The following is a 9,683-nucleotide window of genomic DNA, read 5'->3' as shown; positions in this document are numbered from 1 at the left end:
CTCACTATTGTCTCGGATGATTCACTTTTACCCCCTCACTCCGTGTATGTGCCAGTTGGGGGTGCGGAATGTGGGATCTATTCCTGTAGTTTTATCGGATTTTTGACGGTTGCAATGAAAGCAAGCTAGTGCCAAATTGTCAATATTGTTACTCCCTTTTTTAGTGAGAGGAATGATGTGCTCGATCGTAAACTCTACATACTGCCATTGTTCGGAAGCATGGCAATATTCACACAGACAGTTGGCTCTCTGACGAACTTGATTTTGGATATTCTCAGGAATTTGACGGCGAGCTGACATTTCTATACTGTAGGCTGAATCTGGCCCAAGAAAAGATTGCGGACAGTTCGATTGACAAAACTGAGGTAATCGTCGATTTCTTCGTAAAGATTCAGTTCTTGGTCTTCTTCGGGATTGAGTTGCAAATTTTGTTGTTTTTCCAACAGTTCTTCTATGCGATTTTTGACTGTTGTAGAGGCTCGGAAAATCGGTATTCCTTCCACTAATTCAATGCGAACTGCTCCTTCTATAGGCAGAGTGTCTCGCAGCTTTTCCAGTTTTGGCATGACGATCATAATTGTTGATTTTATTGGTTTCAATTAAGATTATATCAATAAATTTTAAATCCGTCTAGGTAGACTCAAAAATACCGAATACCGAACCCCTACTTTTTAAAAAAATCGGGGTTTTCAAAGCAGAGCGTTTTACTTTACAGCCAGCTATTTATCAATCTTTAAGGGTTCTGACAGTGCTTCAGCGACCGCTTTTAAACTGCTGGAATGCCTGGCCATCATGGCATGGGCGAAAACAGACAATTTTACTTCTTTTGCAGCAGATATTTGGGAACTAGAAGCGGGTACGATGATGAAATCCCAATCTGTCCAAATTGAAGTAAAATTGAGCTTTTCCAACAAGGCCGCATCTCGATTTAAATCTTCCAAAAAAGCACTGCCAGGACGCATTTGGATGCAGCCTTTTCCCCAGAGAGTGTAAGCCATCCAAGTACCGCTGTGAGGAGAAGATATGGCAATAAAGCGCTGCACTCGGTTAATGCCGCCTAACCTTTGCAGGTAGTAACGAGTTACTAAACCGCCCATGCTCAATCCTACTATATCTAGATGCTGTTCTGGCGCAAAGGTTTTGTCTATATAATCTGCTATTTGTTGGGCTAATTCGTCTATGCTGGCGTTGCCCCAATGGGGCGAGAGATTGAGGGTGTAGACTGACCATCCCAGTTGGGTCAGGTAGGCAGACATTTTGTGAAAAATTCCCGATTTTCGGAAGATTCCGTGAATTAGCAAGACTGGGTTGCGGCTGAAATTGCTATTCATTTTTAAGTGGGAATTTTATTTTCAATAGGTGCTTTGAGTTCTTCAACTATTGCGTTAATACTTAGGGGTTCTGTCACCATTTGGCGGTGCAGCAAAACGTTGACTTTAACTTCTTTACCTACTGGCATTTGGGAGCTGTTCGCCGGTACAATCATTATGTCAAATGGCGTCCACATTGATGTAAAGTTTATGCGTTTGAGCATTGTCACATCTTGATTTAAATCGCGCAGCAAGCCACTATCGGGGCGCATATCCAGGTATCCTGGTAGGCGTAGGGAATAGGCGGTGAGGGTGCCGTGGTGGGGGGAAGAGAGAGTGATGAAACGCTGTACGCGGTTGATTCCTCCGAGTCGCTGGACGTAGTAGCGGCTGACGATGCCGCCCATGCTGTAGCCTACTATGTCTAAAGATTGTTCTGGCTCGAAGGTTTCAGAGATGTAGTCTGCCAGTTGCTTTGCCAGTAAGTCGAGGCCGAGGCTACCGTCGTTGGGGGTGAGGTTGAGGCTGTGGACTGACCATCCGAGTTGGGTGAGGTGGGCGGACATTTTGTTGAAAATCATCTTTGTGTCCCAGATGCCGTGTATCAGGATGACGGGATTGCGATCGAGCGAACTGTTCATTTGAAAAGAAAATTGCTTGCTAATTACAGCATAAATCACTCCCCTAGGGAGTTTTACCCCTACTAGGACAGCTAGCCAATCGGATCGAGGTACGATCGACCATTAGTGGGAATCCCTAACAAATTCTGAGATAGTTTGTAAATAAGTGCAAAGCAGTGCGAGTATTTATACCTAAAATTTGCTTTGATGAGCTAGCTTAGATATAGCCAAATGTAAATTTTGATGAATAAATGTAGACAAAGGTTGCCTTACCTCGTAATCTAACTTTGTTGACAAGCTTGTACAAATTTCTCTAAAAGAACAAAAGGAGTAAGTCTAATGTTTGGTTTTATCAAAAATTTCTTCGGCGGTATTTTCGGCTTTTTTGGCAGACTGTTGGGCTTGAAAAAGTCTGAATATTTCCTAGATTTGGGCGAATCGGGAGCGAAGGAACCAGCAAAAGTTGCGCCGGCGAAGGCTGAGCCTGCTGCGATCGCACCGACAAAAGTTGAGCCTGTTAAGTCTGAGAAGTCTGAGAAGTCCGAACCGGCTAAGAAGGCTAAGGTAGAGAAAAAGTCTAAGAAAGAAAACGAACCAGTCGCTAGCGCTCCTGCTAATAATTCGGAACCCGTGAAGGTACCGACTGCTGCAGCAACTAACGGCAAAGTGCCGAGTCAAGCTGAACCGAATCGGACTTTTGCTCCTAATAATTTAATGCCGACACCAAATGGAAGTCGTCGCACCCCCGGCCCTAGCATGAACAATTTCCGGGAAATGGCCCGTCAGGTGAAAATGAAGTAGGAATTTGGGAATTGATAATAGGGAATTGGGCATTGGATAACTCCCAATGCTGGCGTTAAAAATTAAAAAAATGGCATTACTCATTTTTAATTTTAACTCTTTGTTCTATTCCCTATTTTTTTCATTTCTGAGGAAGGCTAATCCGCTGTATAGCTGAAAAGCTGAGTCCCAAGGAGTTTCTGATTTGCGATCGACTTCTATATGAGATTCGATCTTTCTCAACATCTGCGTGTAATCGAGCACGGTCTCGGCAAAGGGCGTAAATTCTGACCAAACTGTAACGTCAAGCTGGCGATCGAATATTTCCAGTAAGTTATTCCAGTTAATTCTGGTTGTACTTTGAGGAATTTGTTGAGAGTTTGTGACTCTGGATGTTTTGTTTTTGGAGTTCGGTGAAGTGGGGATATCTGCAGAAGCTTTGGTGAAGTTAACTCCTTGTTGAAATTCGTAACTTTGGTCGCAAATTCGCAGAATGCAGTTTCTGCTGGGAATGTGTAAGTCACAGATTTGAGCGTAATCTTGCCGGATTTCTCTGTGGCGAAATTGATCCTTTCTTCGGTTGGGCGAGTAGTCCATGACTTCGATGAACATCGGCAACAAGCCTTCTACTCTTTGGGTAACTTCTGACCAGCTAAATTCGATCGCACCGAGTCGTGAGAGTTTATCTTTGCAAACAACGGCTGGGGAAGAGAGAGACTGGAAGTGCTGCACTCGGAAGATTTGGATTTTTTGAATATCGCTGAGGGTTGCCCAAAATACGGGAATGCCGGCGTTGAGGAGTTCTTGACCATAAATTCGCAGTTCGGCAATGGGGCCTGTTTTGTAGAGTCTCCAGCCGCGGCTTTGGATTTGCATCCGGGTTGTGTAGGCGTCGATTTTAAAGATTCTGCTGATATTTTGAATGGCGGCGGGTTTGTTTTCGGGACTCACGGGTTCGAGGATGAGGAGTCCGGGTTCGAGGTTGCTGGGGTCGTTTTTGGCGGTTTCTATGGCTTGTTGGCGGAGGTTTTGTTGTGCGGTTTCAATCCGTTGAATAGCTTGGCGGGTCTGGGAGACGATTTTGGGGTTGGTGATGTCGCGGAGTATTTGTTTGTAGGTTGTTTGGGCTTTTTCGAGATTGTTGGTGAGTTCGTAGTAGCGGGCAATATAGTATTGTACCCACGGATTTTCGGGGGATTCTTTTTGTAGTTGTTTGATGAGTTGGGCAGCTTGTTTGTATTCTTTACCCTCTAGGGCGACGGCTATTTGGTTGATGTCTGTCATGGCGATTGGGGGAATGGCGTTGTTTCTATCTTGGCTGATGTTTGGTTGGTTTCGCCACTGGTTAACAATTTTGGCTTTTATGTTAATTTATAGATATGATATCTGGAAAGAAACAATGGTGGAACAAAAGGTAACTTACACGCTTGAAATCAACGGTAAGTTTATTATTATTGAAAATGTTCCTGCTAGAGTGTGTGTGGAAACGGGAGATCATTTTTTTTCACCTGAAACTGTGGAAGAGTTGCAAAAGATGATTTTGGAAGAGAGAAAGCCTATTAGGGTGATTGAAACACCTGTTTTTGAGTTTGCTTAGCACTTGGTTTAAATTGAGTTAAAGCTGATTGGAATTAACGCTTAATGTGTAAGTGCCTTTGCTTGTGCGATCGCCTCCTTTAACAACTATTTTATAAGTGCCGTTACTAGGCAATTTAACGGTGAGTTGAGACTCTCGGAGATTCTGGGAGTTGCCTGTTTTTTCGGCAATATTTTTGCCGCTGGTGTCCAACAGTGCTATGTTGTGGTCGAATGCTCTGCTTTTGAGGTCGATCGTAATAGGTTGACCAGCCCGTCCTTGGAAGGCGTGTTCGCGGGATTCGCCTTCTTTTAAGGTTTCTCGGCGCTCTAGGAGGGAGAGAGAGAGGTGACTTTTGGGCGATCGACATTGCTCAAATCTAAGCGGTAATTTGTGGTTGTTGCACCAGGGCCATTTCCGTTTCTGACTGCGATGATAAAGGCTGTTTTGTTGTTGGGGTCTCGGACTATTTTGTCAATAAATTGGGATTGTATTTGTTTTGCTGTTAGAGGTTTAGGTTGGTTGAAGTTGGGTTTTGAGGTACAGAAAAGCACGCTTCCGTCTAGATAGCGGGCGGCGTATAACCAATAGTTTTGACCGTTAGTTGTAAATTCGTTTCTGCTAAAGATAGTGAATCTTTCAAGTTGCGCTAGTTGCTGGTTACGGTTACAATTTTTATCGATGTAGATTTCGTTAGCTGATGGCTGTCGTTGGGCGAAAACTGCTGGGACGATGGTGGTTACAATTGCTGAGATGAGGGCGAGGGTGAGGGGGAAGGGCGATCGGCTTTTCATAAATACTTGTTTCTCTTTATTGTTGTCAGGTATTGTACGCTGTACTTCCTATTCTATCTCTTTTTTTAATACTTTTCTAATTCCGCAGTGCGCTGTTTAGTCATGCGATCCAAACATTCATTGAGGAAACCTCGATAACCGGTACCGCCACGATTTTTATAAACTTCAAATTCACAGGTTTTATCTCTTAACTGAATCCACCCTAATTGTGCTTCGGAAAGTAGCGCTCGCTCTTCGCCACTCAATTGGGAAATCAGTTGTTTGTAAACCTCGTTCAGTCGTTTATCGGAGGCTTCGTAATTCAACCGAATACAAGCTCTGACTTGTGCATCCCCTTGGGGGCGATCGCAATTAATCTGTTGAGCAATGGGAAAGCTCGGAGATTGTGCAGAAACTGATGTTGTACCGAAAATTGCCAAAAGCGCGTGAAGCGAAGCTATCCCGTAGGGAATCGGCCAAAAGAGCGATCGACCTTTCCTCAACTCTATTTTCATGACTCGTCAACCCATTTATCTGATAATTCCTCTTAACACGAGACAGAGTTGATTTGATTAATTTAAGTATTTTTTTATATTTACTGAATAAAAACGCCTTTTTTTATCAGATTCCAAAAGTGTGCTTGAGTGCTGCATCTACTGCCACCATATCCGACACAATACCAATTTTGCGATCGATTTCAACTTATAGAAGCGTCACAAGATTGTCTGTCATAATTACCGAGTCAGCTAGCAATCCCGTTTGCTGCCCTTCCGGTGTTCCTAGGGAAACAAAAACCCGGCTTGGGTGTCCTGAACGGGCTAAGTTGCTAGTAATCATTGCCGTAATTGTTTGCCCTAAACCAGTCCCCAGATTATTAGCTTGAACTATCAAAGCTGGACGGCGTTTCGCAGTACGCAAATCCGAGCTGGGGAACAAAACCAAAACCACATCACCGCGACTATAAGGCATCGTAAGCATCCATCTCCGGTAGTTCCCAATCAGGAGCAAATCTACTCAACCGAACCCGTAAATCTGCTGCTTGTTCCTGGTTGATACCGCGAGATTGCAAGTTCACTAACCCTACTTTTGGCATAAAAGTAACAATAACTTGCGCTTCTTCTATGTCGGCAGGCATTTCCAATAACTCAATTTTGCCATTTCGGTATATCCCCTCTACTGACTGTAACATATTACTTCTCTGATAATTATCTATTTACATTTTAGCTGCGATCGCCAAACCCATCAAGTCTCCGATCAGCTTGGTGGATATTAGCACTTCTCAAAGGCCGCGCCAACTAAAGATAAAGCCACAATCGGAGCTGTCACCGCTCTTAAAATTCTACTCCCCAAAGAAACAGCTTCAAAACCCCATCCGATCGCCCTTTTCACCTCACCCTCAGTCCATCCACCCTCCGGGCCAATAGCTATGACAATCGATAATTCTCCCCCAGGGGGCGGGCACGGGGGCACCGCCCCTACAAAGGGGGGAGCGAAACTACCAATCAAACAATCCCACAAATGCCGATTGTCCCCGCGAGCCACACAAATAAATCGATATTTTTGACCGCAATCTTTCACAGCCACATCAAACGAAACCGGCTCTAAAATCGTCGGCACAAATTGACGTTCCGACTGTTCCGCCGCCTCCGCAGCAATTCTCCTCCACCGATCGACTTTCTGAGCACTTGGTTTGAGCAAAGTTCGATCGCTCGTTACCGGCACAATACTTGCCACACCCAACTCCGTCGCCTGCCTCACAACCTCGTCAAACCCGTTTCCCTTGGGCAATGCCGCCATCAAAGTCACTTCAACTGGTAGCTCCCTGTTCACAGCAATCTCCTCTGTTATCGAGGCAAATAACCCGGTTTCCTGGGCTTCTAGGACTGCTAACCACCAATGTCCTCGGCCGTCCATTGCAATAAATCGATCGCCCGCTTGCAAACGTAGCACTCGATTTAAATAATGCTGCTGTTCTCTAGTTAAGTCGATTTTGCGATCGCAAATTTGAGCGACAGTAATTGCTAATCTTTGTAATTGAGGCATTGAATTTGGGATTGTTCGTTTTCTATTAGAGATTTTTTTATTTAACCGCAGAGAACGCAGAGAACGCAGAGGAAGAGAGAATGAGAGGAGATAGGCAGGGGGGTTTCAACTCTTCAAAAAACAATAAAGGCAAAGCATCTACAACCGGAATTCTTTTACAAATTCACGTTTTTTCTGCAAATGCTCTGCCTTTATATTACTTTTGCCAGAAGTCTATTGAATAGAATCGAAAATCGGCTTATCCTTCCTCCTTAATCTTCTTTAAATAAGTGGAAATCGCTTCTGTAGCTAGCTGTGTAATCGGCTTGCCCTGACGGGCTGCTTCTTCTTTGAGCTCGTTGTAGATTTCATCGCGGACGCTAATCCGGCGGCGGACTTTGCCACCGCCAGCAGTGGCAGTCTCGTTTTCATCTTCGTTACTAGACGTAACTTTTAAATCATTAATCTCAGTTGTCATCGAGTCAGCAGATTGGTAGTTGGTTACAAATTGACGGATAGATTCTAACCCGACGCGATCGCAAAAATTGCCAAAACTCTCGCTCAGTTGCCGTTTTTGCTTGAAATAAACAAAAATCGGCTCCAGAAAAGCTTCAAAATCCTTGACGTGCAGCTTTTCCTCAATGGGTTTTGCCAGCCGCGTTTGATCGGGAGAACCGCCCAGCCAAATCTGGTAGGATTCCGGGGAACTCCCGACAAACCCCAATTCTGCCATATAAGGGCGGGCGCATCCATTTGGGCAACCAGTCATCCGCACCACCAAATGCTCGTCTGCCAAGCCCACTTTGGTTAAAAGTGCCCGAATCCGCTCTAAAATGCTCGGCATCACGCGCTCCGATTCGGTAATCGCCAGCCCGCAAGTCGGCATTGCTGGACAGGCCATCCCATAGCGCACTAAGGGGTCGATCGCAGTTTCCCGCTGAATGCCACATCGATCGAGTATTCCCTGAATTTCCTGTTTGATATCCGGCGAAATATCGTAAATCAGCACGTTTTGGTGCGGCGTCGCCAGTACCGGCAAGTTGTACTTCTGCACAATTTCCCGCAAAGCTGTTTTTAGCTGAAATGAACCTTCATCCTTGATCCGGCCATTGTCCACGGAAATGCCGACAAACAGTTTACCGTCTCCCTGGTCGTTCCAGCCCAAGAAATCAAAATACTTCCACTCAGGCAGGGGTTTAAACGCTTCTAGCGGCTTGCCAAAATATTCGGCTACTTTTTCGCGGAACCACTGTACACCTTTGTCGTTAATCAGGTACTTCAGCCGCGCGTGCCGTCTGTCTGTGCGATCGCCGTAATCTCTTTGGGTTGCTACAATTGCCTTGACCAAATCGTAAACATCATCCTTGGCTACATAGCAAATCTCATCAGCAACCCGCGCAAAAGTCTCTTCTTTGTTGTGAGTGCGGCCCAAACCGCCGCCAGCAAACACGTCAAAACCTTGCAATTCGCCAGCTTTATTGGTAATTACCACCAAGCTCAAATCCTGAGAGTACAAGTCAATTGAATTGTCTCCCGGCACGGTGACGGAACACTTGAACTTGCGCGGCATATAATGGCTGCCGTAAATCGGTTCTTCTTTGTCGTCAAATGTTGTGCCGTTGCGGTTGGACTGTCTGGCAGCTTTCACTGCGGGGTCTTCTTCCGCCGAAACAGCCTTTTCCCCATCCAACCAAATTTCATAATAAGCACCGGTTTGCGGTGTCAGTAAATCGGCGACATTGTTGGCGTATTGCAGCGCATACTGGTATTCTGGGCGATTTTTGTATGGTGCCGGAGGTGCCATGATGTTGCGGTTCAAGTCGCCGCAAGCTCCCAAGGTTGACCCCATATTTTTAATAATTGAGGAAAACACTGCTTTAAGATTTTTTTTCAACACGCCGTGCAGTTGGAAACCTTGGCGCGTTGTGACGCGGATCGTGTGGTTGCCGTATTCTTCAGATAGCTTGTCTAAGGCTAAGTATAATTGCGGCGGAGTGAACCCGCCGGGATTGCGGGTGCGGAGCATGAACTGATAGTCTTTTTCTTGTCCTTTAACTCGATTGTCGCGGTTGTCTTGCTGGTACGAGCCGTGAAATTTGAGAATCTGAATCCCTTCTTCGGTGAAGTGGGTTGTTTCTTGTAACAGTTCAGTCGCAACGGGTTCTCGTAAATAGTTGCTCCGTTCTTTGAGACCTTCTGATTTAGAGGGCTTGCGCGCAACTGGGGTTGAAGTGGAAGATGTGATCATGGGAATGTATAGTGCCAGTTATAATTAGATACAGCCGATCGAATATTTCTTGACAATTTGACACTTGACAAATTTGCACTTGACAAATCTCCTCAGAAATGCTGTGTCGGATCTGTTGACAACTCGGTTAACAACTAAGTTAACAAGTAAGTTAATAACGGTAATCCGCTAGGAATTCTGATGGTGCTTAATTGTAACACGATCGAGCCGGGCCTGAAAAATTGTAATTAAGAGCTAGTCCCTAGGTAGCGAATAAATAGACAAAATAGTACACTTGTAGACAAATATGCGGTGTACCATTTTGTTTAAGCTCGCGCGTTTTCGCAAAAAAGCTGGGATTGTCAGTAAAAACAC

The 9,683-nt window shown here is 45.0% G+C and carries 14 protein-coding genes; 2 read left to right on the top strand and 12 right to left on the bottom strand.

Translation table 11 applies throughout. The features are described from left to right. Positions 1 to 27: 27 nt before the first annotated feature. The 4 genes from QUB35_RS37375 to QUB35_RS37360 form a co-directional block, all read right to left on the bottom strand. Positions 28 to 300, bottom strand: coding sequence for an HNH endonuclease (locus QUB35_RS37375; protein WP_333147896.1), 273 nt, complete (start codon positions 298 to 300; stop codon positions 28 to 30). A 2-nt stretch (positions 301 to 302) separates the two neighbouring features. Beyond that, a complete protein-coding gene (locus tag QUB35_RS37370) occupies positions 303 to 566 on the bottom strand; it encodes a hypothetical protein (protein WP_333147893.1) in 264 nt (87 codons plus the stop codon). Positions 567 to 719: 153 nt separating this feature from the next. After that, positions 720 to 1,331 carry an alpha/beta fold hydrolase gene (locus QUB35_RS37365; protein ID WP_333147891.1) on the bottom strand — a complete coding sequence of 204 codons (612 nt, stop codon included), beginning with the start codon at positions 1,329 to 1,331 and terminating at the stop codon, positions 720 to 722. 2 nt (positions 1,332 to 1,333) lie between these two features. Then, on the bottom strand, positions 1,334 to 1,951 hold the full coding sequence (locus QUB35_RS37360; protein WP_333147889.1) for an alpha/beta fold hydrolase: 618 nt from the start codon (positions 1,949 to 1,951) through the stop codon (positions 1,334 to 1,336). A 318-nt stretch (positions 1,952 to 2,269) separates the two neighbouring features. Here QUB35_RS37360 and QUB35_RS37355 point away from each other — a divergent pair, with 318 nt between their 5' ends. Further along, a complete protein-coding gene (locus QUB35_RS37355) occupies positions 2,270 to 2,731 on the top strand; it encodes a hypothetical protein (protein ID WP_333147887.1) in 462 nt (153 codons plus the stop codon). Between the two features lie 105 nt (positions 2,732 to 2,836). Here QUB35_RS37355 and QUB35_RS37350 read toward each other — a convergent pair whose 3' ends face one another. Continuing rightward, positions 2,837 to 3,994 carry a tetratricopeptide repeat protein gene (locus QUB35_RS37350; RefSeq protein WP_333147885.1) on the bottom strand — a complete coding sequence of 386 codons (1,158 nt, stop codon included), beginning with the start codon at positions 3,992 to 3,994 and terminating at the stop codon, positions 2,837 to 2,839. Here QUB35_RS37350 and QUB35_RS37345 point away from each other — a divergent pair. Then, positions 3,984 to 4,307: a YgiT-type zinc finger protein gene (locus QUB35_RS37345; RefSeq protein ID WP_333147883.1), complete on the top strand. Its 324-nt coding sequence runs from the start codon at positions 3,984 to 3,986 to the stop codon at positions 4,305 to 4,307. The two genes, QUB35_RS37350 and QUB35_RS37345, sit on opposite strands and share 11 nt — an antisense overlap. A gap of 18 nt (positions 4,308 to 4,325) precedes the next feature. Here the strand turns inward: QUB35_RS37345 and QUB35_RS37340 are convergent, their stop codons facing one another. The 7 genes from QUB35_RS37340 to sir all read right to left on the bottom strand — a co-directional run bounded on the left by QUB35_RS37340 (position 4,326) and on the right by sir (position 9,329). Next, positions 4,326 to 4,499 (bottom strand): hypothetical protein, encoded by a 174-nt coding sequence (locus QUB35_RS37340; protein ID WP_333147881.1) that lies wholly within the window; start codon positions 4,497 to 4,499, stop codon positions 4,326 to 4,328. 116 nt (positions 4,500 to 4,615) lie between these two features. Beyond that, positions 4,616 to 5,080, bottom strand: a complete 465-nt coding sequence (locus QUB35_RS37335) for a hypothetical protein (protein ID WP_333147879.1) — start codon at positions 5,078 to 5,080, stop codon at positions 4,616 to 4,618. 65 nt (positions 5,081 to 5,145) lie between these two features. After that, complete coding sequence (locus QUB35_RS37330; RefSeq protein WP_333147877.1) at positions 5,146 to 5,574, bottom strand: lysozyme inhibitor LprI family protein; 429 nt, start codon at positions 5,572 to 5,574, stop codon at positions 5,146 to 5,148. A 187-nt stretch (positions 5,575 to 5,761) separates the two neighbouring features. Next, positions 5,762 to 6,028 carry a type II toxin-antitoxin system PemK/MazF family toxin gene (locus QUB35_RS37325; RefSeq protein WP_333147875.1) on the bottom strand — a complete coding sequence of 89 codons (267 nt, stop codon included), beginning with the start codon at positions 6,026 to 6,028 and terminating at the stop codon, positions 5,762 to 5,764. Next, positions 6,018 to 6,248, bottom strand: a complete 231-nt coding sequence (locus tag QUB35_RS37320) for a hypothetical protein (protein WP_333147873.1) — start codon at positions 6,246 to 6,248, stop codon at positions 6,018 to 6,020. The genes QUB35_RS37325 and QUB35_RS37320 overlap by 11 nt, the downstream gene beginning before the upstream one ends. 80 nt (positions 6,249 to 6,328) lie before the next feature. After that, complete coding sequence (locus tag QUB35_RS37315) at positions 6,329 to 7,102, bottom strand: 16S rRNA (uracil(1498)-N(3))-methyltransferase (protein WP_333147871.1); 774 nt, start codon at positions 7,100 to 7,102, stop codon at positions 6,329 to 6,331. A gap of 238 nt (positions 7,103 to 7,340) precedes the next feature. Then, a complete protein-coding gene (gene sir, locus QUB35_RS37310; RefSeq protein ID WP_333147868.1) occupies positions 7,341 to 9,329 on the bottom strand; it encodes a sulfite reductase, ferredoxin dependent in 1,989 nt (662 codons plus the stop codon). Positions 9,330 to 9,683 lie beyond the last annotated feature (354 nt).

Origin of the sequence: Microcoleus sp. B13-B6, assembly GCF_036705405.1 — a bacterium.
Classification (GTDB): Bacteria; Cyanobacteriota; Cyanobacteriia; order Cyanobacteriales; family Microcoleaceae; genus Microcoleus.
The sequence above is the reverse complement of the archived record's forward strand: the minus strand, read 5'-3'. Positions and strand labels throughout refer to the sequence as shown.

Coding starts and splice junctions, on each gene's coding strand:
- QUB35_RS37375 (WP_333147896.1), bottom strand. CDS start 300: ATGTCAGCTCGCCGTCAAATTCCTGAGAATATCCAAAATCAAGTTCGT.
- QUB35_RS37370 (WP_333147893.1), bottom strand. CDS start 566: ATGCCAAAACTGGAAAAGCTGCGAGACACTCTGCCTATAGAAGGAGCA.
- QUB35_RS37365 (WP_333147891.1), bottom strand. CDS start 1,331: ATGAATAGCAATTTCAGCCGCAACCCAGTCTTGCTAATTCACGGAATC.
- QUB35_RS37360 (WP_333147889.1), bottom strand. CDS start 1,951: ATGAACAGTTCGCTCGATCGCAATCCCGTCATCCTGATACACGGCATC.
- QUB35_RS37355 (WP_333147887.1), top strand. CDS start 2,270: ATGTTTGGTTTTATCAAAAATTTCTTCGGCGGTATTTTCGGCTTTTTT.
- QUB35_RS37345 (WP_333147883.1), top strand. CDS start 3,984: ATGTCTGTCATGGCGATTGGGGGAATGGCGTTGTTTCTATCTTGGCTG.
- QUB35_RS37350 (WP_333147885.1), bottom strand. CDS start 3,994: ATGACAGACATCAACCAAATAGCCGTCGCCCTAGAGGGTAAAGAATAC.
- QUB35_RS37335 (WP_333147879.1), bottom strand. CDS start 5,080: ATGAAAAGCCGATCGCCCTTCCCCCTCACCCTCGCCCTCATCTCAGCA.
- QUB35_RS37330 (WP_333147877.1), bottom strand. CDS start 5,574: ATGAAAATAGAGTTGAGGAAAGGTCGATCGCTCTTTTGGCCGATTCCC.
- QUB35_RS37325 (WP_333147875.1), bottom strand. CDS start 6,028: ATGCCTTATAGTCGCGGTGATGTGGTTTTGGTTTTGTTCCCCAGCTCG.
- QUB35_RS37320 (WP_333147873.1), bottom strand. CDS start 6,248: ATGTTACAGTCAGTAGAGGGGATATACCGAAATGGCAAAATTGAGTTA.
- QUB35_RS37315 (WP_333147871.1), bottom strand. CDS start 7,102: ATGCCTCAATTACAAAGATTAGCAATTACTGTCGCTCAAATTTGCGAT.
- sir (WP_333147868.1), bottom strand. CDS start 9,329: ATGATCACATCTTCCACTTCAACCCCAGTTGCGCGCAAGCCCTCTAAA.